The following is a 23,067-nucleotide window of genomic DNA, read 5'->3' on the forward strand; positions in this document are numbered from 1 at the left end:
TCGTATCAATCTGACTGCAGGACTTTTATGGAGGCGCAAAATGCTTGAAATCTCAGCCTGGAAAGTGGCGCAAGTGGTGCTCATGTCGCGTGAGCTTGACCGCGCTGAAGGGGAACTGCGGGCCTTTATTGACCGCCTGAACGAAGACGAACAGGCCAGCCTTGTTGCGATCATGTGGATTGGCCGCGACAGCTTCGCTGCCGAAGACCTCGCAGAGGCGATTATGACAGCCAAGACCGAGAAAACCGTGCCAACCGCGGATTACCTTCTCGGTTCACCGCATGTATCCGACCATCTGGAGAACGGTATGGAAGAGCTTGGTCTTTCGCTGAGCGACGCCGAAGACGAGCTGGTGCGACGCGGCTAATCACGCATCTATCTGGGGCACCAGCCACGCAGCCAAGTAAGTTTCCATCCGGTCTCGGGGGGTGGTTGCGTTGTGCAGAGAGCAAAACATCAGTGAAACCGCCTGAATCATAAAGGCCTGAACGCCTTCGGCCTGCAGCTCTGCTGAGATGTCTTTTCGAAACGGGCGTGCGCTGAGCCATTTGGCAATCACTTGTGCATGGCGCCCAAAAGTCATGGCGATGGCGCCAATCTCACTTTTCGCCGCCGCCCCGGAATGGCGCAGGATCACATCAAACACGTAACGTTCGCAGCTCATAAACGCGGTGAGCGGCATAAGCGCCTCAACCATATCTGACACGCTGCGCGGGCTGGGCAACTGTTCCAGCGTGTCGAGATGGCGATCTATTTCCACGCCAATCAGGTGATCCATCAACGCGTCTTTGTCTTTGAAATGGGCAAAAAAGGTGCCTTTTGCCACACCGGCGCGCAACACCACCTCCTCCACTCGCATAGCTTCATAGCCGCCGTCTGAAATGATGGCCGTTGCCGCCGTCAACAACTTGGCGCGGGTCTTTAAGGTACGGGATTGGACAGCTCTGCTCATACCGACTTCTCACACAAATAATGACTGCGGTCAAATTTATATTGACCAAGGTCATTTTTGACTGCATTTAAATTGACCACGGTCAGTATTGAGGAGAATCGCAATGACCCGCACACGTATTTTCGTTTTGAACGGCCATCCCGCCGAAGCTTCCCTGACGGGCGCTGTGGCCAAATCATATGCCAATGCCGCACAGAAAGCGGGGCATGAGGTCCGCTTCACCAACCTGCATGATCTGAAATTCGACCCGGACTACGGCTTTGGCGGTTACGTGAATCAAAAGCCACTGGAGGCAGATCTGGAAAAGCTTTTGCAAGACATCGAATGGGCCGAACATGTGGTGGTGGCCACACCCATGTGGTGGGGCGGTCTGCCGGCCAAACTCAAAGGGGTGTTTGACCGCGCATTCCTGCCGGGGCGCACCTTCGATACCCGCAACACCACAAAACTGGGTTTGCCCGCCCCTTTGCTCACAGGGCGCACTGGCCGCGTGCTTTTACTGTCAGACACGCCAGGCTGGTTCTTCCGCCTGTTTTACCGCAACGCTCTGATTGTGCAGATCCAGCAGCAAATTCTGGAGTTTGTCGGCATCAAGCCGGTCAAAGTCACGCAGTTTGCAGGGGCCAGCCATCCCAAAGACGGTGTCGTAGACAAATGGATCAAGCGCGCAGCCAAAATTGGGGCGCAAGCGGCGTGACCACGCAACAAAACGGGCCTGAGAGTGTTCCCCTCAGGCCCGCTGCAATGTCATTTAGAAACCATCACTCCTTGTGATCGACGATTTCCAGATGCTGTGCCAAGGTGCCGATGTGATCCAGCCAGCTGTTGAACAACGCAGGCTCAGACGGCGCCGCATGCACACCCGGTGCAATCGCGCCATCCAGAACGGATTCGATGGCCAGTGACACCGGAATGGACACAAGTCGCGCCATCGCCGTGCCACGATCGTCACCCCAGGCGTCCATTGCATAGGTCTTGTGATAGACTTCCGCGCCGTCTTTCTCCGCCTTCAGCCCCACACAGAGGATCACCCGATCCGGCTCGCCTTCGTCGTAAGAGTTTTCGTCCCAGAACTGGTCGGACATTTCCTTGAGCCGCGCGTCGCCTTCGGGGCCGGACAGCGTTTCGATTTCGCGGAACACATCGCCCCAAGCCTCTGCCCAGCCGTTCAGACGCAAGGTGCCACGCACGAACTCTTTCACGTTCCACGCGGGATCAAACTTATAGTCTTCCATGAACGGAATGCTGTCGCGGTTTGGATAAACCTCAAAGCTCTCCGGCGTCACAAGCGGCGCTTCATAGCTTGAAATCGCATCCCACGGACGATTCACATCAAACGGTTTGCCATCGCGGATCGAACGAGACGGTGAGCGCAGCGCCTTCAGCACGCCCAGCGGTGACCAGCTGAATTTATAACGAAACGGGTTGGCATGTTTGGGCACACCGCCACAGTAGCTGATGAAGCTCAGGGTGTTGTCTGCATCAAAGCTCTCAGACGCGCGGTAGTCCGCTACCAGCGCATGCGCCATCAGGTGGTCGATCCCCGGATCAAGACCCACCTCATTCACACAAGCGATGCCCGCCTCTTTGGCCTTGGCATCCAGCGCTTTCATCTCAGGCGCAATGTAAGACGAACTCACAAAATGCGCTTGCTTAGAAATGCACAGCTCCGCCAGCGGCACATGCCAATCCCCCGGCAACATGGACACCACGACGTCGCCTTTGGCCAGAACACCGCCCAGCACGTCAATGTCAAACGCACGGATATCCTGGGTCAGATCGCCCACCGCTTCCTGTGCCTTCTCCACCGTCCGGTTCCACACAGTCACCTCACGGCCTGCTTCAATCAGGCGGCGGAGGCCGGGAATGGCTGATAGGCCGGTGCCACACCAATGAATGGTCATCTTTCTTCTCCCCTCAAAGGTCTTTTCACAAATCTTTGGAATGCGTGATGAAATCAGCTTCTGCGCGGGTCCACACCCCGCCACTCAGATCATCAAGCGTCATCAAGGTCTCAAGCAGCTGCGCCGCATAATCTTCCGAACTTTCCACCGGCAGCATGGAGGGCAGGTTGTCAATTGCCATCACATCCAGCACCGGATCCTGCGCCACGCGCAGTGCGGGCGCCTCCCAGGTTGTGGCTCGGTCATAGACCGGCACTGGATTGTAATCGCTGTCCGGGTCACAGGCCACATCGCCAATCGCCGTCAACTGCCGCGCCGCGCTCAGCGCGTCCTGCGGCACAAACACAGGCGTACCGGGGCGCGCAAAAATACAATTCAGGAACAGATCATGCGCCAGAATTTCAGGGAACGGCCCACCGGAGGCGGTTTCCGCCATGTCCCATTTGGTCACGTCACAGCCCATCGCCGTCAGCAGATCTGCGGCTCCAGTGCCGACCCGACCCAGCGCGCCTATCACAATCGCAGACGGGCGCACCGCATCCAGCGCATCAAGCTCAGCGCCAAGGTCGGCCAGCAACGCCTCTTTGCCACCATAGACACCAACCGGCCCACACAGCGCGCCCCGCTGTTGTGCTGCCCAGCTCTTCAACGTGACAGCAGCGCCCGCATAGCCCGCCCAATAGCCAAAGGCCGCAACGCGACGCCCGGTCTCATCCACCAGATACTCCAGATCATAAAGCGTGCCGCCACCGGCCTTAAAGCGCTTCAGCAGCGCCACACCGGAATGCTGCCCTTTGAACGCATGGCCAAACATAATGTGGCGATGGGGCAGCGGTGAGCCATCTTCGGGCAGCTCCTTGAGACCAAAGATGATCGCCTCTTTGGGGGCATCCGGCCAGCTGTTCTCTGCCGCGATTTCACAGCCCGCAGCCTTGTATCCGTCGATCCCAATCGCACGCACAGAGCTTTCCTCTACGGTGACGCGAATGCCTTTTTCAATCAGCGCCTTCGCCCCATCTGGCGTCAGCCCGACGCGCTCTTCATTCGGCCGCTGCTCGGCCCGCACCCAAAGATGTGTCATCTGTGCTCCCCTGATAGTTGCGCTCCCATAGATCAGCCCGCCGCGTCAATGACAAGAGGTTGCGCCGATCTCGCAATTTCCGGGTGGCGGTGCCGATGGCCACATGGCACAACGGAGCCAAGCAAAAAGAGGACCACGCGATGGGTTTTGGCAAAGGATGTCACCTGCATCTGATCGACGGATCGGCTTTCATTTTCCGGGCCTACCACGCCCTGCCGCCCCTCACACGCAAGTCTGACGGACTGCCAATTGGCGCGGTCTCTGGTTTCTGCAACATGCTGCAGCGCTATATCGAAGACAATTCTGGCCCCGATGCCCCGACCCATGTGGCTGTGATCTTTGATTATTCCGGCAAAAGCTTCCGCAATGATCTCTATGACCAATACAAAGCCAACCGCCCCCCCGCACCCGAAGATCTGGTGCCGCAATTCCCCCTGACGCGTGACGCCACCCGCGCCTTCAACATCGCCTGCAAAGAGATCGAAGGCTTTGAAGCTGACGACATCATCGCCACCTTGGCCTGTCAGGCCCGCGAGGCCGGTGGCCGCTGCACCATCATCAGCTCTGACAAAGACCTGATGCAGCTGGTTGGTGATGGCGTCGAAATGCTCGACGCGATGAAAAACAAACGCATCGACCGTGACGGCGTTCATGAAAAATTCGGCGTCGGCCCAGAGCGTGTGGTGGATGTACAGGCGCTTGCGGGCGACAGCGTGGACAACGTGCCCGGCGCGCCCGGCATCGGCATCAAAACCGCCGCGCTGCTGATCAACGAATACGGCTCACTCGAAGAGCTTCTGGACCGCGCCGAAGAAATCAAACAGCCCAAGCGCCGCCAGACCCTGATTGACAAACGCGACCAGATCGAATTGTCCAAGAAGCTCGTGCAGCTCGACTGCGAGATGACGCTCGATTTCACGCTGGATGATCTGGAAGTGCAGGACGCAGAGCCTGACACGCTGCTCGGTTTCCTTGCCGACATGGAGCTGCGCACCCTTCTGAAACGCGCCGCAGATAAGCTCGGTGTCGAAGCACCTGTTGTACCCGAACCAGTGGCATCAGCGGCCGCAACTGTTGAGGACAGCGCCGAAGATGTGCCCTTTGACGCGGACAAATACGAATGGGTCCGTGATCGTGCCGCGCTGGATCGCTGGATCGCCGCCATCATGAAACGCGGCTATGTGGCGGTGGACACGGAAACCAACTCGCTCAACGAAATGGTGGCCGAACTGGCCGGCATTTGCCTCTCCGTTGAGCCGGGCGAAGCCTGCTACATCCCTATGGGCCATAAAAAAGGGGCCACCGACGATCTCTTTGGTGGCGATGAGCCGCAAGAGGGGCAGATGCCACTCAATGAGGTGCTTGATGCGCTGAAACCTGTGCTCGAAGATGCCTCTGTTTTGAAAATCTTCCAGAACGCCAAATATGACTGCAAGGTTTTCGCCAATTACAACATCGCCGTTGCGCCGATTGATGACACCATGCTGCTCAGCTACGCCCTGCACGCAGGCGAGCACAACCACGGCATGGATGCGCTGAGCGAGCGCTACCTCAGCCACCAGCCGATCCCGATCAAATCCCTGCTGGGCACCGGCAAAAGCGCGATCACCTTTGACAAGGTCGCCATCGAAGATGCTGTCAAATACGCCGCAGAAGATGCCGACATCACCCTGCGCCTCTGGAAGCTGTTCAAGCCGAAACTGCACCAGCGTCAGGTCACGCGCGTCTATGAAACACTGGAGCGCCCGCTGGTGCCAGTACTGGCTCAAATGGAGCGCCACGGCGTCAAAGTGGATCGCGACACCCTCAGCCGCATGTCCAACGCCTTTGCCCAGAAAATGGCGGGGCTGGAGGCTGAAATCCACGAAATCGCAGGCCGCAGCTTCAATGTGGGCAGTCCGAAACAGCTTGGCGAAATCCTGTTTGATGAAATGGCCCTGCCCGGCGGCAAGAAAGGCAAAACCGGCGCTTATGCCACCGGGGCCGATGTGCTCGAAGATCTCGCAACCGAACACGCTCTGCCGGGTCTGGTGCTCGACTGGCGACAGCTCAGCAAGCTGAAATCGACCTACACCGACGCGTTGCAGGAACACATCAACGTCGACACCGGCCGCGTGCACACTTCTTATGTGCAGACCGGGGCCAACACCGGGCGCCTCGCCTCTTCCGATCCCAACCTGCAAAACATCCCTATCCGCACTGAGGAGGGGCGCCGCATCCGAGAAGCCTTTGTCGCTGAAGAAGGCAAGACACTGATCTCGCTCGACTACTCTCAGGTGGAGCTGCGCCTCCTCGCGCATATTGCGGAAATCGACGCGCTCAAAACTGCCTTCCGCGACGGTCTCGACATTCACGCCATGACCGCCTCAGAAGTCTTTGGTGTCCCGATGGAAGAGATGACAAGCGAGGTCCGCAGCCGCGCCAAAGCGATCAACTTTGGTGTGATCTACGGCATTTCCGGCTTTGGTCTCGCCCGCAACCTGCGCATCCCGCGCGGCGAAGCGCAAGATTTCATCAACCGCTATTTTGAGCGTTTCCCCGGCATCCGCAGTTACATGGATGAAACCAAGGAATTTGCCAAAACCCACGGCTATGTCGAAACCTTGTTTGGCCGCAAAATCCACACGCCGGAAATCAACGCCAAGGGCCCACGCGCGAGCTTCGCCTACCGCGCTGCGATCAACGCACCGATCCAGGGCACCGCAGCCGACATCATCCGCCGCGCCATGATCCGCATGCCCGCCGCGATCAAAGACCTGCCGGCAAAAATGCTGCTGCAGGTACACGACGAATTGATCTTTGAGGTCGAGGACAGCGCCGTTGACGATACCATCGCAGTCGCTCGCGACGTGATGCAAACCGCCACAGAACCGGCCATCAAGCTGGATGTGCCTCTGATTGTCGATGCAGGCCGCGGCGCAAACTGGGCAGAAGCGCACTAACCCACCAGCGCCGCTTTCACCTCTTTCCAACATAAAACGCGCTGCGCTCCTTGTGCAGCGCGTTCAGGCCACTACCCCCGCCAATCAAGCCCCTGATCTGTGCGTTTGCGTGGGTTGTACTCCGCGCTCACCGTGCCCGCATATCCGCTCGCATCCAGCATCTCAAAAAATGCGGGGTAGTCGAGGTGTTTGCTTTTCAACGGTTCATGCCGATCTGGCAGCCCGCCAATCTGAATGTGTTTCACCCGCGCCTTATGCTTGTCCCAGCAGGCCAGCACATCGCCATGAATGCGATGGGCATGGTAAGTGTCAAACTGCAGTGCCAGATTGGGGGCATTAACCGCGTCCAGTATCTCTGCCGCAAGGTCGAAGCTGTTCAGGAAATACCCCGGCATATCGACGTCATTGATCGGCTCAATCGTCAATTGCTGCTTGGGCGCAAAGGCGCAGGCCCATTTCAGATTCTCAACAAATGTTGCGCGCGCCGCCTCTCCACTCGCCGCGCCCGCCATGATATGCACCACATCCGCGCCCAGCGCCTCAGCATAACGCAACGTGCGCCGAAAATCGCGTTGAAACCGCTCAGACAAGCCCGGCACAGCGGCAAACCCCCGCTCCCCACCTGTGTAATTTGGTGGCGGGCAATTGATCAGCGCCAGTGACAAACCATTGCGCACAAGTTCCCGGCGTGTGTCAGGCGCTGGCACATCATAAGGAAACAACACTTCCACCCGATCAAACCCAGCCTCGGCGGCGGCCTCATAGCGCTCAATTTCGGGAAACTCGGTAAACAGCATTGTCAGATTGGCGGCAAATTTTGGCATGTCTTCCTCCTGCTCACGCGGAGTATTCCAGCTTTGAAGCCATCCAAACAGTCTGTTTTTGCGTCACTTTTAGCAAGATCGGCAGGATATCGCCTTACGCAACCGCCTCTGAGGGCAAAAATGGAAAAAACACGCCTGAGGAGAAGACGCCAAACTGGCTCTCGCCATCCACCTCTTGATGGGTAGCCAGCTCCACAAGTCTGTAAAACGCCTTGCGCGTGATCCGCGCCTCCAGATTGGCGCGCACCGTCACGTAAGGCGTTGGCTCTTCGCTTTCGGGGTCAATCTCTACCCGGATCGGGGTCTCATCCCCCACTGCAACATGATCGCCCACATGAGTTTCAAAGGTCAGAACCTGATCTGCGCCCGCGCCACTCACCTCGAAATCCTCAGCAACAAAAGGCGCATCTTCAACCGTGATGCCAACCTTCTCCACTGGCGTCACCAGCACATAGGCGTCACCATCTTTGCGCAGAATGTTGGAAAACAGCCGCACCATCGCAGGCCGATTGATCGGGCTGCCCTGATAATACCACGTGCCATCGCGCGCGATGTGCATATCCAGATCGCCGCAATGGGGCGGGTTCCAAAGGTGCACAGGCGCCGGGCCGCGCCCTTTGGCGGCGGCATTGGCGGAGCTGGCGATGGTGTCTGCAGTCACTTTCACAGGAAATTGTTCCCTCATTGCTTTTGCCATTTCATCTGAGAACGCTACTGTCAACGTAGGCAAGTCACCATACGGGAGAGTCAGCATGGCGGATGAGAACGATCTGGTCGCAGAAATCGAAACTCTGGGCACCAAGCTGGCCGCAGCCAAGGCGGCCATAACTCGCCGTTTCATCGGTCAGGAACGTGTCGTCGATCTGACCCTTTCCGCCTTGCTATGTGGGGGCCACGCCCTGCTGATCGGCCTGCCGGGCCTTGGCAAAACCCGCCTTGTGGACACCCTCTCCACAGTGATGGGGCTCAATGGCAACCGCGTGCAATTCACCCCCGATCTGATGCCTGCCGATATTCTTGGCTCCGAAGTTCTGGAGAAAGCCAAAGGCGGCGCGCGCAGCTTCCGATTCGTTCCCGGCCCGATTTTCTGCCAGCTTCTGATGGCCGATGAGATCAACCGCGCCAGCCCGCGCACACAGTCGGCCCTTTTGCAGGCCATGCAGGAAAAACAGGTCACTGTTGCCGGCGAAGACCGCCCGCTGGAGGCCCCTTTTCACGTGCTCGCCACGCAGAACCCGATTGAGCAGGAAGGCACCTACCCACTGCCCGAAGCACAGCTTGACCGCTTTCTGGTGCAAATTGATGTGCCTTACCCAGACCGCGACACAGAGCGTGACATCCTTCTGGCCACCACAGGTGTGCAAGAGGATGAGGCCCATGAAGTCTTCACCGCAGACGAGCTGATCGCCGCGCAAACCTTACTGCGCCGTATGCCAGTGGGGGAAAGCGTGATGGAGCTGATCCTTGATCTTGTGAGTGCCTGCCGCCCCGATGATGAAAGCGCGAGCGAGGCCGTGCGCGAAAACGTTGCCTGGGGCCCCGGCCCCCGTGCAGCGCAAGCGCTGATGATGACCGTCCGCGCGCAGGCCCTCTTACAGGGCCGCCTTGCGCCCAATGCGCAAGATGTGATCGACATGGCCGGCCCCGTGCTCAGCCACCGGATGGCGCTGACATTTGCCGCCCGTGCGCGGGGCGAATCCCTGCCCGACCTGATCGCGCAAACCGTCGCCCGGTTTGACACCATGGGAGCCGCCGCGTGAACGCAGCCCTGCATCTGCGCAGCCGCGCCGAGACGGAGGCCGCGCGCCTGCCGCCCCTGCTAGCGCAGGCGGATCATCTGGCGGGCACGGTGCTTCTGGGCGAACATGGCCGCCGCCGCGCAGGCATGGGCGACGATTTCTGGCAATACCGCCCGGTTCAGCCCGGTGACAGCCTGCGCATGATCGACTGGCGGCGCTCCGCCAAATCGGATGCGCAGTTTGTCCGTCAACGTGAATGGCAGGTGGCGCAATCGATCATGATGTGGGTCGACACCGCCCCGTCGATGCAGTTTGCCAGCGACACCGGCCTGCCCAGCAAGGCCGATCGCGCGCGTCTTCTGGCGCTATCGCTTGCCATCCTGCTCATTCGCAGCGGCGAGCGCGTGGGCCTCACAGGCACCGATCTGCCCCCCCGTCGAGGCGAAGCCCAGATCCTGCGGCTTGCTGAAATGTTCCTGCGCGATGATCTGGAGGGCGACCTGCCCGACTACGGCACACCAGAAGCCCGCGCGATGCTGCCCCATGCCCGCGCGGTGTTTGTGTCTGATTTCATGGGCGATTTTGAAGCCGTCTCCGCAGCCCTTGCCAAAGCCTCTGATCGCGGTGTGCGCGGCGTGTGCCTGCAAATTCTCGATCCCGCTGAGGAAAGCTTCCCCTATCGTGGACGCGCGATTTTTGAAAGCATGGGCGGCGGCCTCAGCCATGACACCAAAAAGGCCGATGATCTGAAAGACCGCTATCTAGAGCGCCTTGCCGAACGGCAGGCGGCATTGAAAGATCTCTGCCGCGTCACTGGCTGGCTCTATGGCTACCACACCACACAACACAGCGCGCAATCGGCCCTGCTCTGGGCGCACCGCGCCTTGGAGAAACGCGCATGATTGGCGGGTTGGCCATCGGCTTTGCCACCCCGTGGCTGTTGGCGGCCCTGATTGCGCTGCCGGTGCTCTGGCTCATTTTACGCGCAATCCCCCCCGCCCCGATCAAACGTCGCTTCCCCGGTGTGGTTCTGCTTCTGGGCCTGTCTGACGAAGACACCGTGACAGACCGCACCCCGTGGTGGCTGCTGCTACTGCGCACATTGGCGCTCGCGGCTCTGATCATCGGGCTGGCTGGCCCGCTCCTCAACCCGCAAAGCCGCGAAGCGGGCAAGGACCCTCTCCTGATCCTGATGGACGCAAGTTGGGCCTCGGCCCCTGATTGGGAAGCACGCCGCGAGATGGTGGCCGCGCTGCTAGACGAAGCCGCCCGCGATGGCCGCACCGCCTCAGTGCAGCGGCTTACCATGCCAGAACAGCTGCGCTTCTTGCCAGCCAATACGCTGCAAAGCCGCCTCGCGGGCGTGACGCCAATGGCATGGGCACCAGACAGCGCCACGATGGAGACATTCGCCACCAACCTGTCTGAAACCCTTGCAGATCAAACCTTTGACACGGTCTGGCTGTCAGATGGCCTTGCACGTGAAGGGCGCAGCACCCTGCTCACAGCGCTGCAAGCGCGCGGGGCAGTGCGCGTCATTCAAACCGGCCTGCCCACCACCGGCCTGCTGCCAGCGACATACGAAGATGGGCGCCTGCTGCTCAGCGCGATCCGCAGTCAAAGCGGCCCTGCGCGGGATGTGACCGCACAGGTGATCGGCACCGATCCCAGCGGCGCAGAACGCGTGCTCGCAACCCTCCCGCTGGAATTTGATCTTGGCGCCACCTCCACCGAAAACGCCATTGTGCTACCTTCAGAGCTGCGCGCCCGCGTCTCCCGCTTCGAACTTGCGGGCCTGCGCTCCGCGGGCGCAGTGGCGCTGAGTGATGACAGCCTGCGCCGCCGCGAAATCGCGCTTATTGCAGGGCGCGACGATCGCGAAGGGCTGCAACTGCTCTCGCCCCTGCACTATTTGCGTCAGGCTCTTGTGCCCAGCGCGGACGTGATCGAAGGCCCGCTTGCGGACATCCTGCCCGCCAATCCGGATGTGATCGTCATGGCAGATGTCGCGATCCTCTCAGATGGCGAAACAGAGGCCATGCTGGCCTGGCTTGAAACCGGCGGTCTGCTCTTACGCTTTGCCGGCCCCCGCCTTGCCGCCAGTGAAATCAGCCGCTCCGAAGAGGATCCCCTGCTGCCCGTGCGCCTGCGCGCTGGCGGGCGCAGCATTGGCGGCGCGATGAGTTGGGGAGAGCCGAAATCCCTCGCCCCCTTTGATCAGGACAGCCCCTTCTTTGGTCTTGATGTGCCCGAAGAGGTCACCGTCACCGCACAGGTCATGGCCCAGCCGGATCCCACATTGGCGGATCGTGTGATCGCAAGCCTGAGCGACGGCACCCCTCTTGTCACCCGCAAGCCTGTGGGCGAAGGCCAGGTTGTGCTCATGCATGTCACCGCCAATGCAGAATGGTCCGGCCTGCCGCTGTCTGGCCTGTTTGTGCAGATGCTGGATCGTCTTGCCGTGCTCAGCGCTGTGGGCACCGACTCCGAAACACGGCTCACAGGCACCACATGGCAACCATTGAAAGTGCTCGACGGCTTTGGCCGCTTGGAAGATGCACAGACTCTGCCCGGTGTCAGCGGCGAAGCCCTCGCCACGGCCAGGCTCGGCGAAACCCTGCGTCCCGGCCTCTATCGGGACGGCGACAAAATCCTTGCGCTTCCGGTTCTTGCAGCTGGTGCCACGCTTAGCCCAGAAAGCTGGCCCGTCACCGTCCCTGTCGAGGGGCTGCGCGGTGCGGTGACACGTGACCTCGCAGGATTGTTCCTCTCCGCCGCGTTGATCCTCTTGGCCATCGACTTGCTGGCATCGCTCTTGGTCTCTGGTCGCCTTTGGGGCGCGCGCGCTGCGGCCAGTGTGCTGGCTTTGCTTTTGGTGTCGCCAGACGCATTCGCCCAAGAGGACCTGCCCCCACCCGCCAAAGCCATAAACAGCTATGAGGTGGTGCTGGGCCACGTGCGCACTGGCAACCCGCAAGTCGATGACACAGCCCTTGCTGGCCTGCGCGGCCTCAGCAATGTGCTGTATTTCCGCACCTCAATTGAACCCGCAGATCCCACCACCGTTGATCTGGAAACAGACGAGCTGGCATTTTACCCGTTCCTCTACTGGCCCATCACCCCCGATCAGCCGATCCCCTCGCGTGAGGCCTATGGCAAGCTGAATGCCTATCTGCGCTCCGGCGGCATGATCCTCTTTGACACGCGCGATGCCGACGTGGCGCGTTTTGGCACCGCCAGCCCCGAAGGCCGCATGTTGCAACGCCTTGCGGCAGGTCTCGACATTCCACCATTGGACCCTCTGCCCGAAGACCACGTGCTCACCCGCACGTTCTATCTGCTGCAAGACTTTCCAGGCCGCTACATGAACCGCGATGTCTGGGTCGAAGCTGCCCCAGCGGATGCCGAGCGGATCGAAGGCATGCCGTTTCGCAATCTCAATGATGGCGTGACACCTGTGGTCATCGGCGGCAACGACTGGGCCGCCGCCTGGGCTGTTGACACACGCGGCAACACGCTTTTTCCCGTGGGCCGGGGCCGCGCGGGAGAGCGCCAGCGCGAGCTGGCCTACCGCTTCGGCATCAATCTCATCATGCATGTGCTCACCGGCAACTACAAAAGCGATCAGGTTCATGTGCCTGCTCTGCTGGATCGGCTGGGCCAATGACGCGAGGCTGCTCATGACCGGATCTCTGATGTTTGACCCGATCGTGCCACTGTGGCTGCTGGCTGCGCTCGTGGCGCTTTGCACCGTTGCAGTCTCCTTCGCGCTGTGGCGCAGACTGAACGGCTGGGGCTGGCGTGGATTGGCAGCGTTTGTGGTGCTGGCCGCCCTTGCAGGCCCCGTCTGGCAAACCGAAAACCGCGCCGCCCTCAGCGACATTGTCCTGATGCTGGTCGATCAGTCCGCCAGCCAGCGCCTTGCAGACCGCCCCAGTCAGACCGACGCCGCCGCCGCTGAGTTGCAAGCCCGGCTTGAGGCCCGCGCCAACACCGAAGTGCGCCGGGTCCCCGTACGCGACGCCAGCGGGGATGGTGGCACCGAAATGATGGCGGCTTTGTCAGAGGCCCTCGCCCAAGAGCCGCAAGGCCGTATTGCAGGCATCGTCGCCCTCAGCGATGGTCAGGTCCACGACATGCAAATGGCCCCAGAGCTGCCAGCCCCCTTCCACCTGCTGCTCAGCGGACAATCAGACGACTGGGACCGTCGTCTGATCGTGCGCAACGCACCGGCCTTTGCCATTCTGGGCGAACCCGTCACCCTGACCCTGCGTGTCGAAGACAGCGGGGCCGCGCCGCAAAACGCAGATCGCGTGCCGCTCGACATTTCCGTGGATGGCGAAGAACCGCAACGCTTCATGGTGCCCATTGACCGCGACATTGAACTGCCTGTGACCCTGCCCCATGGCGGGCGCAATGTGATCCAGTTCTCCCTGCCGACTGCCGAAGGCGAACTCACTGACCGCAACAATGCCGCCCTTGTGCAGATCAATGGCGTGCGGGACCGCCTGCGCGTGCTTCTGGTCTCAGGTGAGCCGCACCCCGGCGGGCGCACTTGGCGCAACCTTCTGAAATCAGACGCTTCTGTCGATCTGGTGCATTTCACCATCCTGCGTCCCCCGGAAAAACAGGACGGTGTACCGGTCAGCGAACTCTCCCTGATTGCCTTTCCCACCCGCGAGTTGTTTCTGGAAAAGATCGACGATTTTGATCTCATCATCTTTGATCGCTACCAGCGCCGGGGCATCCTGCCCTCACTCTATCTCGACAATGTGGCCCAATACGTGCGTGGCGGCGGGGCCGTGCTTGTGGCCGCAGGACCAGACTATGCCAGCGCCGACAGCATCTATCGCTCGCCCCTTGCCGATGTGTTGCCCGCCAGCCCCACCGCCCGCGTGGTCGAAGAGGCTTTCCGGGCAGAAGTCAGCGACCTTGGCGCGCGTCACCCGGTCACCGCAGGGCTGCCCATGGAGGGCGAATGGGGCCGCTGGCTGCGCCAGATTGAAGTCACACCAGATGCGGGTGACGTGCTCATGACCGGCACCGAAGGCCGCCCCCTTCTGGTGCTCAACCGTGTCGAGGAAGGCCGTGTTGCCCTGCTGGCCTCCGATCACGCTTGGCTCTGGGCGCGAGGATTTGAGGGCGGCGGCCCGCAGCTCGAACTCCTGCGCCGCTTGGCCCATTGGATGATGGGCGAGCCGGAACTCGAAGAGGAGGCGCTCTGGGCCGAGCCGACGGGTCAAAGCCTGCGCATCATCCGACGCAGCCTGTCTGAGGAGGTTGGCGAGGTCATCATCACCACCCCGTCTGGCGACACCGAAACCCTCTCCATGAAGGAGACCAGCCCGGGCCAATTTGAAACACGCTATGACGGCGCAGAGATCGGCCTTTACCGCCTCAATCAGGATGACAAAGAAACTGTGGTCGGCCTCGGCCCTGCGGCCCCCCGTGAGTTTGAGCAAACCATCGCCAGCGCCGAGGTGCTCGCCCCCTTGCAAGAGGCCACCCGCGGCGGCGTTCTGCGCCTTGAGGACGGCGTACCGAGCCTGCGCAACGTGCGTGCGGGCCGCCCCGCTGCCGGCCGCAACTGGATCGGCCTCACCCCGCGCGAGGCTTATGAAACGCTCGATGTTGCACGCGCATCATTGCTGCCAACATGGCTGGTTCTGCTGCTCGCCTCAGGTTTCATTCTCACAGGATGGCTGCGCGAAGGCCGCACCTAGCCGCGACGTGGCAACAGCGTACGCGCTTTGCGCCCTAGGCGGAACAACAGGCGCGCCTCCCGCACGGCTTTGGCCTGCTCAGCCTCAAATTTCTGCAACATCGACAAGCCCAGTGGATCCGCTTCCGGCGCAGGAAAGCTGCGCGGCGCGCTCACTTCGACGCCCAGCCCATGATGCCCTTTGGTGTAGATCTGCACACTCTTGAAAGATTGAGGGGTTTCCGCAATCTCACCCGCAGCTTCACGCGCCTCAATCTCATCCAGCGCGGTCTCAATGTTATCAAAGGCAACACCGGCAAGGTCATTGATATCAAACCGCCACCAACGCAGGGCCAGCAGTCGTTCAATCACTGCACGGTCAAAGCGAAACCGCATGTGTTGCGCGGGAAGCCCCGCCACAATCGCATAGGGCGGCACATCCTTGGTGACAAAGGCATTGCCAGACACGATCGCCCCATGGCCGATCTTCACACCCCGCCGAATGGTCGCCCCGCCACCAATCCAGACATCATGCCCAATGGTCACATGTCCCTGCGCACCGGTGTTGTTTTTGGCAGTGCGTGCCACGCGGCGGCGTTTGGTGGCTTCTTTTTCGGGCGGATAGAACTTGAACTGCTCATAGGTGTACTGACTTGGCGAGGTCGACAGCCAGTTGGTGGGATGTTCGCCTTCGCCAATCGTCACGCCAGGGCCAATGCTGCAATAGCGCCCGATCCGATCCACATAACGCACAATCCCCGTGCGCAGATAGGAATACATCCCGATCTCAAGGTCTTGATAGTAAAACGCTGGCGCATTGTTCAGCTGACTGGGTGCTTCAAACCGCACATGCAGATGTTTGCCCCGCGTATCAATCCCCTGCACCACACGCAGCCCCTGCGGCGTCAACTCACCAAACGGGCGAAGTTGGGACGGTTTGATATTGGCCACCTGACGAAAGCTCTCTTTGCAAAAGTTGCCCCGTTTATCGCACAGCGCGGTTAAGGATGCGTTTACCACAAATTGCCAGCCATATGTGCCACCAAACGCTCAGCCTGTGGGCAATTGCCAAAAACGGGTTTCTTCACCCTCTGTGGCACGCTAGAACGCCAGTGATTGAGGCGTATAATCCCACTGGAGCAAGAAGATCATGGCACGCAAGCCCGTTGTTTTGTGCATTTTGGACGGCTGGGGCCTGTCTGAGCAAACCGAAGCCAACGCGCCATTTCTGGCCAAAACGCCAAATTTTGATGCCATGATTGCGGATGGCCCCCATGCCACACTGATCACACATGGCCCGGATGTGGGCCTGCCCAGCGGGCAAATGGGCAATTCCGAGGTCGGCCATACCAACATCGGCGCAGGTCGGGTTGTGGCCATGGATCTTGGTCAAATTGATCTGGCGATTGAGGATGGCTCCTTCTTTGAAAACGCTGCCTTGCAGGCCTTTATCGCAACGCTGAAACAGACCGGCGGCACAGCGCATCTGATGGGCGTGGTCTCTGATGGCGGTGTGCACGGTCACATCACCCATGTGATCGCAGCGATCAAGGCGATCACAGACGCAGGCGTGCCCGTGGTGCTGCATGCGGTCACCGATGGCCGCGACGTCGCGCCAAGGTCCGCGCTGACCTATATCGACACGCTCATGGCAAACCTGCCAGAGGGCGCCTCCGTCGGCACCGTCACCGGACGCTACTATGCGATGGATCGCGACAACCGCTGGGAACGTGTGTCTCAGGCCTTCACAGCCTGGACATCCGGCACCGCGGCCCACAGCGCCGCCGATGCCAGATCCGCGGTGGAAGCCGCCTACGCCCGCGACGAAAGCGATGAGTTCATCGTCGCCACTGCGATTGACGGCTATACCGGTGCTAAAGACGGCGACGGCTTCTTCTGTCTCAATTTCCGTGCTGACCGCGCGCGCGAAATCCTCGCAGCCTTGGCGCAGCCTGACTTCACCGATTTTGACGCATCTGCCCGCCCAAACTGGGCCACTGTGCTGGGCATGGTCGACTATTCTGAGGCCCACAACGCCTATATGACCACCGCCTATCCCAAACAGGATATCAAAAACACGCTGGGCGAATGGGTCGCCAAACACGGCAAAACGCAGTTTCGCCTCGCCGAAACCGAGAAATACCCGCATGTGACCTTCTTCCTCAATGGGGGTGAAGAAACCCCGTCTGAAGGCGAAGACCGCTTCATGCCCAAGTCCCCCAAGGTTGCCACCTACGACCTGCAGCCGGAAATGAGCGCAGATGAGGTGACCGAGAAATTCGTGGCCGCGATTGAGCATGGCTATGATCTCATCGTCACCAATTTTGCCAACCCCGATATGGTCGGCCACACCGGCAGCCTTGAGGCCGCGATGGCCGCATGCGAAGCCGTGGACAACGGGCTTGGCAAAGTGCGCGCCGCACTTGAGGCCGCTGGCGGCACCATGATTGTCACCGCCGATCATGGCAACTGCGAAGTCATGGTGGATCCCGAAACCGGCGGGCCGCACACCGCCCACACCACCAATCTGGTGCCTGTGGTTATGGTCAATGGCCCAGAGGGTACCAAACTGCGCGATGGCCGTCTGGCCGATCTCGCCCCAACGCTGCTGCAGCTGATGGATCTGGATCAACCGTCTGAGATGACCGGGGAGAGCCTGATCTCTTGAGACATCTCCGCACCTTTCTGGCTGTGCTTGGCCTCAGTCTTGCCGCGTCCTTGACGCATGCAGAGACCGATCCCGCAGAGGCCGCACGCCAGGCAGCGTTGCAACTGGAAGAGGCCACCGTCGCCCTGGCGCAGGCCAAAACCAGCCGTGATCGGGTCAAATCCCTCACATCTGTGGTGCAAGCCTACGAAACCGGTCTTACGGCCCTACGCGCGGGGCTGCGACGCGCCTCCATTCGCGAGGCACAGCTTGCGCGACAGCTCAAGGCACAAGAGGTCGAAATCGCGAGCCTGCTCGGCGTGCTCCAGTCCATGTCAAAAGGCCCAGCCCCGGTGATTTTGGTGCATCCCGGTGGCCCTATGGGCACAGCGCGCTCTGGGATGATCATTGCCGATGTCGCTCCCGCTCTTGAAGCCAAAGCCGCACAGGTGCGTCGCGACCTCGAAGAAGTCTCCATTCTGCGCAGCCTGCAAGAGGGCGCCGCAGAAACCCTTCAGAATGGCCTGACCGGCGCACAGGATGCGCGCACCGCATTGTCCAAGGCCATTGCAGACCGCAAAGATCCGCCACTCCGCTTCACCGAAGATCCTGTGCAGACCGCATTGCTGATTGCGTCCACCGAAACGCTTGAAGGCTTTGCCAGCGCATTGGTGGATCTGCAGGTCGAAGGGCTGCAGGAAATCCATCTGCCTGACGTGCGCGACCGCAAAGGAGCGCTGTCCTTGCCTGTCGCCGCAACCGTTCTGCGCCGCTCGGGAGAGGCCGACGCAGCCGGCATTCGCCGCCCCGGGCTGGTGCTGGCAACACGCCCCGCCGCTCTGGTGGTCAGCCCGACCCCGGCGACAATTCGCTACCGCGGTCCATTCCTGAATTTCGGGAACGTGATGATCCTTGAGCCGCAACCGGGTGTACTCTTCATATTCGCCGGTCTTGCACAGGTGTTTGGCGATGTGGGTCAGGTGCTGTCCGAAGGCGCACCTGTGGGCTTGATGGGAGGAAATGAATTGGAAACCGGTGCAATTCTCTCACAGTCTGGTGATGACGCTGGCAATGCACGGCCAGAAACGCTCTATATAGAAGTCAGAGAGGGCAAGGCGCCCGTGGACCCGGAAACGTGGTTCCAAACGAATGAGGATGGATAAGCAATGAAGAAGTTCGTCGCCGCCGCGACAGGAGGCATCCTAGCGGGGCTATTGGTCACCACTCAAGTGGCTGGTCCGCTCCTAGCGCAAGAAACCGAACGCAAGACCAACGTCTATGAACAGCTTGACCTGTTTGGTGACATCTTTGAACGCATCCGCATTCAATATGTCGAAGAGGTGGACGAAGCCGACCTGATCGAAGCGGCCATCAACGGCATGCTGACCTCACTTGACCCACACTCAAGCTATCTGTCCCCCGATGACGCCAACGACATGCGCGTGCAGACACGGGGCGAATTTGGCGGACTCGGCATCGAAGTCACGCAGGAAGAGGGCTTTGTCAAAGTTGTCTCCCCGATTGATGACACCCCGGCGGCCTCTGCTGGTATTGAGGCAGGCGATTTCATCACCCATGTGGATGGCGAAAGCGTTCTGGGCCTGAACCTCGACGAAGCCGTGGAAAAGATGCGTGGCCCGGTGGGCAGCGAGATCGTGATCACCGTGGTGCGCGAAGGCGAGCCGGAACCGTTTGACGTGACCATCATCCGCGACACCATCAAGCTCACCGCCGTACGCTCCCGCACGGAGGGCGACAGCGTTGTGCTGCGTGTCACCACATTCAACGACCAGACCACACCAAACCTTGAGAGCGGTTTTGCAAAACAGGTCGAAGAACTCGGCGGCATCGACAACGTCAATGGCATCGTGCTCGATCTGCGCAACAACCCCGGTGGTCTGCTGACACAGGCGATCAGCGTCTCTGACAGCTTCCTTGAAAAAGGCGAGATTGTCTCCACACGTGGCCGCAACCCGCAGGATGGTGAACGCTACAACGCCACCCCTGGCGATCTGGCCGAAGGCAAGCCGCTTGTGGTGCTGATCAACGGCGGCTCTGCCTCGGCGTCTGAGATTGTGGCAGGCGCGCTGCAAGATCACCGCCGCGCCATCGTTGTGGGCACCAAGAGCTTTGGTAAAGGGTCTGTGCAAACCGTCATGCCTCTGCGCGGCGAAGGTGCAATGCGTCTCACCACGGCGCGCTACTACACCCCTTCAGGCCGCTCCATTCAGGCCCTCGGCGTCAGCCCGGACATCGTGGTTGAACAGCCACGCCGCGCCCCTGAAACCGAGGAGGAAGAGGAGAACGCCCGCAATATCCGCAGCGAAGCGGATCTGCGCGGCAGCCTCAACAACGACAGCCTGACCGAGGATGAGCGTCGCCAAATCGAAGAAGACCGCGAAAAGGCTGAAGCAGCGGCCAAGCTGCGCGAAGAGGATTATCAGCTCGCTTACGCGCTCGACATCCTCAAAGGTCTCTCTGCATTGGGACCAAAAGAGTAATCATCAGGCGACTGATGAAACAAAAAAGGGCGCTGATCTCTCAGCGCCCTTTGTCATTTTCATGGGCTGTGCGCGGTCACTCCGCGGCCCATTGCGATCCATCGTCCTGCTGGGCAAGCTCATCCAGGGCGTCCTGCGCGTCCGAAACTGCAAAATGCGCCATCAAACCAGAGAGCTTCTCTGCGTTCTGACTCAACAGTTGCCCCGCTGCGCTTGTTTCTTCCACCATCACTGCGTTTTGCTGCGTCACTTGATCAAGATGCGCGACGGACTTATTCGCTTCTGCCAGCCCGCTGGCCTGCTCCGCAGAAGACTGGGCGATATTGCTCACCAATCCGGAAATATGGCCAACACGATCAGAAATGCTGCGCAGGGCCTCACCGGTCTTGGCAACCAGTTCAACACCATGTTCCACCTGCTGCGTGCTCTTGGAAATCAACGCTTTGATTTCACTTGCTGAGTCTGTCGTGCGATGTGACAGGCTCCGCACCTCAGAGGCCACCACTGCAAACCCCCGCCCCGCATCACCAGCACGCGCCGCCTCAACACCCGCATTCAGCGCCAAGAGGTTTGTCTGGAAAGCAATATCATCAATCACACCAATGATCTGTGCGATCTGCGACGAACTGGTCTCAATGTCCTGCATCGCGCGCACGGCATCTTCCACAACCATTCGGCTTTCTGCGGTTTCTTCACTGGCATTTTCCGTGGTGGACGCAGCATCCTGTGAGCCATCAGCAGCCGATTTCACACTGTTGGTCAGCACTTCAATCGACGATGCGGTCTCTTCCAACGTCGCGGCCTGGCTCTCCGTGCGATGGGCCAGATCATCCGAGGCCTGACTGATTTCCGCAGAGCCATTGCGAATAGATTCCGCAACACTCACAACTTCCTGCACGGTGTCATTCAGTGTTTCCGCCGCTGTGTTGAAGTCATCCTTCAATTTGGCGTAGCCCTCTGTCAGCTCCGCTTCAATCCGGTAGCTCAAATCCCCTTCAGAAAGCTTGGCCAAGCCCGTGCCAATTGCATCCACCGCAGCCATCTGTTCAGCCCGGCTCTTCTCCCGCTCCGCATCCGCGACACGCGCGTTTTCTTCCTTTTCCACCAGACCATCGCGGAAAACCTTCAGCGCAGTGGCAATGCGTGCAATCTCATCGCTGGCCCGCTCAAATCCTGCCACCGGGCTCATGTCACCCTGCGACAGGCGTTCGGTTGTCTTGCTGATCCCATCCAATGGCCGAATGATCAGGAAATGGGTCAACAGCAATGCCACACCGATCAGGGCAAGCGCCGCCCATCCCATAAGTTTGAGATGCTCTTTGACTGTTGAGGCATCCCCAGCCAGCGCCACCGCCTGCGTTGTGATTGTCTCCTGACTGTCGAGCCCCAGCATCGACGCCTGTCCCGCAATTTTGAGCACCGCATTCACAGTGGCATGTGCCGCGTCACTCGCGGCTTCATCCGCCTGAATGGACTTGATGCGCAGCGCTGCGAGGCCTTCTCCCGGCACTGCAATTGCCGTGATCTTGTCAATTCTCTCGGCAATGCTGCCATCGCCAAAATCACGATAGGACGCAAGCTTGCCCGCAGCAGCAGCCATGGTTTTCTCTTTGCCCAGCGCATCCTCAACTGTGTGCGCCGTCACAACTTTCAAAGCTTCACTTTGAAACACGCCAAGCGACGAATTGATCTCCAAGAGCGCGTTGATAAACGCAACTTCATTGTCCAACAGTCCCTGAATGGCATCCCGGTTGCCGGTGGCAGCATCATCGGCCGCAATGGTCAGCTCAAACAGCATGTCATCCACGGCGCTCACCAAGATCGCATCCGCACGCTGACGAATGGACAGCACTTCGTCACGCGGCACCCCACGCCCAATCAGGCCCGCAGAAATCGCTTTCAGCAGCCCATCCGAAACCTCTTGCAGAGACTCCGCAACCGGCGCACCCGCTTCAAATCCTGTCAAAGTCACAAGCGCCTCTTTCAAACGGTTGTGAGAGGAAATGCCAAGGTCGGAAAGGATCGAACGCATGGCGCGATCCTTGGAGGTCGACATTGCCAAGGACACCCCGGTCAGAAAGTTAATCTCTGCACGTGTGTCCAGCAACGCCTGAAGCGTCGCAAACCGCGTGTCCACCAGATCCAGCAGCGTGGCATCAATCGATGCCATCGTATCTTCGCCCTGAATCACGATATCAAAATACGCATCGTCAGCAATTTCCAGCAATGCGCCGGTCAACTCCGCACCTGCCTGCTGCAACGCCTCGATCATCATGTTGGATTGTTCTGTATGCGCAAATGCTGATGTGCGCGCAGTGATCGAAGACTTCAACCTCTGCACAACTTGCGCAAGATCCGCCTCAAAGCCCGCTTTTGTCTCCTCCGGAAGCGCGCCCACAGCTTGGGTCAACTCATCGCCCGACATTTGCACCTTTTGTGCCGCTTCTCCAAGCTCCGCAGCCGTGTTGGCAACCAACACTGCAATCATCGCATCTTTGGTATGGCTCGCAGACATGATCAGCGCGCTACTTTGTGCCAGCTGTGGCAAATCGCTGTCAGTCATCTGACGCACACTTTGATCAACGCGGTCAAACGACTGATAGTTCACATAACCTGCCCCAAAGGCGACAGCCATGAGCGTGAGCAAAAGAAACGTGATTTTGCCGCGAATGCTCGACAGAACATTCAGCTTGCGCAGGATTTGAAACCACCTTGAACGGAGCATGGGTGTACCTCTGAAATTCTTTGGCTAAGTGCCCCGCCCGTCACAGGCGGG

At 59.8% G+C, this 23,067-nt stretch carries 17 protein-coding genes; 10 read left to right on the forward strand and 7 right to left on the reverse strand.

Annotated elements, in window-relative coordinates:
* Nucleotides 1–40: 40 nt before the first annotated feature.
* Nucleotides 41–367, forward strand: a complete 327-nt coding sequence (locus tag PJL69_RS08315; protein WP_209097136.1) for a DUF3775 domain-containing protein — start codon at nucleotides 41–43, stop codon at nucleotides 365–367.
* On the opposite strand, the gene PJL69_RS08320 is transcribed toward PJL69_RS08315, so the two are convergent.
* Nucleotides 368–952, reverse strand: a complete 585-nt coding sequence (locus tag PJL69_RS08320; RefSeq protein ID WP_271309235.1) for a TetR/AcrR family transcriptional regulator — start codon at nucleotides 950–952, stop codon at nucleotides 368–370.
* Between the two features lie 103 nt (nucleotides 953–1,055).
* On the opposite strand from PJL69_RS08320, the gene PJL69_RS08325 reads away from it, so the two are divergent.
* Entirely contained in the window at nucleotides 1,056–1,649 is a 594-nt protein-coding gene (locus PJL69_RS08325) for an NAD(P)H-dependent oxidoreductase (RefSeq protein WP_271309236.1), read from the forward strand.
* Between the two features lie 64 nt (nucleotides 1,650–1,713).
* Here the strand turns inward: PJL69_RS08325 and PJL69_RS08330 are convergent, their stop codons facing one another.
* Both PJL69_RS08330 and PJL69_RS08335 read right to left on the reverse strand, forming a co-directional pair.
* A complete protein-coding gene (locus tag PJL69_RS08330; RefSeq protein WP_271309237.1) occupies nucleotides 1,714–2,856 on the reverse strand; it encodes a saccharopine dehydrogenase family protein in 1,143 nt (380 codons plus the stop codon).
* Between the two features lie 25 nt (nucleotides 2,857–2,881).
* On the reverse strand, nucleotides 2,882–3,937 hold the full coding sequence (locus PJL69_RS08335; protein WP_271309238.1) for a saccharopine dehydrogenase: 1,056 nt from the start codon (nucleotides 3,935–3,937) through the stop codon (nucleotides 2,882–2,884).
* 140 nt (nucleotides 3,938–4,077) lie between these two features.
* On the opposite strand from PJL69_RS08335, the gene polA reads away from it, so the two are divergent.
* Nucleotides 4,078–6,879 (forward strand): DNA polymerase I, encoded by a 2,802-nt coding sequence (gene polA / locus PJL69_RS08340; protein WP_271309239.1) that lies wholly within the window; start codon nucleotides 4,078–4,080, stop codon nucleotides 6,877–6,879.
* Between the two features lie 71 nt (nucleotides 6,880–6,950).
* Here the strand turns inward: polA and PJL69_RS08345 are convergent, their stop codons facing one another.
* Complete coding sequence (locus tag PJL69_RS08345) at nucleotides 6,951–7,703, reverse strand: hydroxypyruvate isomerase family protein (RefSeq protein ID WP_271309240.1); 753 nt, start codon at nucleotides 7,701–7,703, stop codon at nucleotides 6,951–6,953.
* A gap of 94 nt (nucleotides 7,704–7,797) precedes the next feature.
* Nucleotides 7,798–8,388, reverse strand: a complete 591-nt coding sequence (locus tag PJL69_RS08350) for a DUF1285 domain-containing protein (RefSeq protein WP_271309241.1) — start codon at nucleotides 8,386–8,388, stop codon at nucleotides 7,798–7,800.
* 67 nt (nucleotides 8,389–8,455) lie between these two features.
* Here PJL69_RS08350 and PJL69_RS08355 point away from each other — a divergent pair, with 67 nt between their 5' ends.
* From PJL69_RS08355 to PJL69_RS08370, 4 genes are read left to right on the forward strand one after another with little or no spacing between them, the layout of a single operon-like run.
* Nucleotides 8,456–9,463, forward strand: a complete 1,008-nt coding sequence (locus PJL69_RS08355) for an AAA family ATPase (protein WP_271309242.1) — start codon at nucleotides 8,456–8,458, stop codon at nucleotides 9,461–9,463.
* The gene (locus tag PJL69_RS08360; protein ID WP_271309243.1) at nucleotides 9,460–10,344 is read left to right on the forward strand and encodes a DUF58 domain-containing protein; all 885 of its coding nucleotides are present in this window, start codon (nucleotides 9,460–9,462) and stop codon (nucleotides 10,342–10,344) included. Before PJL69_RS08355 ends, PJL69_RS08360 begins: the two co-directional genes overlap by 4 nt.
* The gene (locus PJL69_RS08365; RefSeq protein WP_271309244.1) at nucleotides 10,341–13,109 is read left to right on the forward strand and encodes a DUF4159 domain-containing protein; all 2,769 of its coding nucleotides are present in this window, start codon (nucleotides 10,341–10,343) and stop codon (nucleotides 13,107–13,109) included. Before PJL69_RS08360 ends, PJL69_RS08365 begins: the two co-directional genes overlap by 4 nt.
* A 13-nt stretch (nucleotides 13,110–13,122) precedes the next feature.
* On the forward strand, nucleotides 13,123–15,165 hold the full coding sequence (locus PJL69_RS08370) for a hypothetical protein (protein ID WP_271309245.1): 2,043 nt from the start codon (nucleotides 13,123–13,125) through the stop codon (nucleotides 15,163–15,165).
* Here PJL69_RS08370 and PJL69_RS08375 read toward each other — a convergent pair.
* Complete coding sequence (locus PJL69_RS08375; protein WP_271309246.1) at nucleotides 15,162–16,094, reverse strand: CatB-related O-acetyltransferase; 933 nt, start codon at nucleotides 16,092–16,094, stop codon at nucleotides 15,162–15,164. The two genes, PJL69_RS08370 and PJL69_RS08375, sit on opposite strands and share 4 nt — an antisense overlap.
* 196 nt (nucleotides 16,095–16,290) lie before the next feature.
* Between PJL69_RS08375 and gpmI the strand changes: the two genes are divergently transcribed.
* The 3 genes from gpmI to PJL69_RS08390 are packed head-to-tail and all read left to right on the forward strand — an operon-like array spanning nucleotide 16,291 to nucleotide 20,291.
* On the forward strand, nucleotides 16,291–17,811 hold the full coding sequence (gene gpmI / locus PJL69_RS08380; protein WP_271309411.1) for a 2,3-bisphosphoglycerate-independent phosphoglycerate mutase: 1,521 nt from the start codon (nucleotides 16,291–16,293) through the stop codon (nucleotides 17,809–17,811).
* Nucleotides 17,808–18,953, forward strand: a complete 1,146-nt coding sequence (locus PJL69_RS08385) for a murein hydrolase activator EnvC family protein (RefSeq protein WP_271309247.1) — start codon at nucleotides 17,808–17,810, stop codon at nucleotides 18,951–18,953. The genes gpmI and PJL69_RS08385 overlap by 4 nt, the downstream gene beginning before the upstream one ends.
* Before the next feature lie 3 nt (nucleotides 18,954–18,956).
* Nucleotides 18,957–20,291 (forward strand): S41 family peptidase, encoded by a 1,335-nt coding sequence (locus tag PJL69_RS08390; RefSeq protein ID WP_209097148.1) that lies wholly within the window; start codon nucleotides 18,957–18,959, stop codon nucleotides 20,289–20,291.
* A gap of 76 nt (nucleotides 20,292–20,367) precedes the next feature.
* Here the strand turns inward: PJL69_RS08390 and PJL69_RS08395 are convergent, their stop codons facing one another.
* Nucleotides 20,368–23,016, reverse strand: a complete 2,649-nt coding sequence (locus tag PJL69_RS08395; RefSeq protein WP_271309248.1) for a methyl-accepting chemotaxis protein — start codon at nucleotides 23,014–23,016, stop codon at nucleotides 20,368–20,370.
* Nucleotides 23,017–23,067 lie beyond the last annotated feature (51 nt).

The sequence above is a fragment of the Shimia sp. MMG029 genome (assembly GCF_027947445.1).
Lineage (GTDB): Bacteria > Pseudomonadota > Alphaproteobacteria > Rhodobacterales > Rhodobacteraceae > Shimia.

Bases quoted from the DNA above. Each gene is read 5' to 3' on its own strand.
- PJL69_RS08315 (WP_209097136.1), top strand. From the start codon at position 41: ATGCTTGAAATCTCAGCCTGGAAAGTGGCGCAAGTGGTGCTCATGTCG.
- PJL69_RS08320 (WP_271309235.1), bottom strand. From the start codon at position 952: ATGAGCAGAGCTGTCCAATCCCGTACCTTAAAGACCCGCGCCAAGTTG.
- PJL69_RS08325 (WP_271309236.1), top strand. From the start codon at position 1,056: ATGACCCGCACACGTATTTTCGTTTTGAACGGCCATCCCGCCGAAGCT.
- PJL69_RS08330 (WP_271309237.1), bottom strand. From the start codon at position 2,856: ATGACCATTCATTGGTGTGGCACCGGCCTATCAGCCATTCCCGGCCTC.
- PJL69_RS08335 (WP_271309238.1), bottom strand. From the start codon at position 3,937: ATGACACATCTTTGGGTGCGGGCCGAGCAGCGGCCGAATGAAGAGCGC.
- polA (WP_271309239.1), top strand. From the start codon at position 4,078: ATGGGTTTTGGCAAAGGATGTCACCTGCATCTGATCGACGGATCGGCT.
- PJL69_RS08345 (WP_271309240.1), bottom strand. From the start codon at position 7,703: ATGCCAAAATTTGCCGCCAATCTGACAATGCTGTTTACCGAGTTTCCC.
- PJL69_RS08350 (WP_271309241.1), bottom strand. From the start codon at position 8,388: ATGAGGGAACAATTTCCTGTGAAAGTGACTGCAGACACCATCGCCAGC.
- PJL69_RS08355 (WP_271309242.1), top strand. From the start codon at position 8,456: ATGGCGGATGAGAACGATCTGGTCGCAGAAATCGAAACTCTGGGCACC.
- PJL69_RS08365 (WP_271309244.1), top strand. From the start codon at position 10,341: ATGATTGGCGGGTTGGCCATCGGCTTTGCCACCCCGTGGCTGTTGGCG.
- PJL69_RS08370 (WP_271309245.1), top strand. From the start codon at position 13,123: ATGACCGGATCTCTGATGTTTGACCCGATCGTGCCACTGTGGCTGCTG.
- PJL69_RS08390 (WP_209097148.1), top strand. From the start codon at position 18,957: ATGAAGAAGTTCGTCGCCGCCGCGACAGGAGGCATCCTAGCGGGGCTA.
- PJL69_RS08395 (WP_271309248.1), bottom strand. From the start codon at position 23,016: ATGCTCCGTTCAAGGTGGTTTCAAATCCTGCGCAAGCTGAATGTTCTG.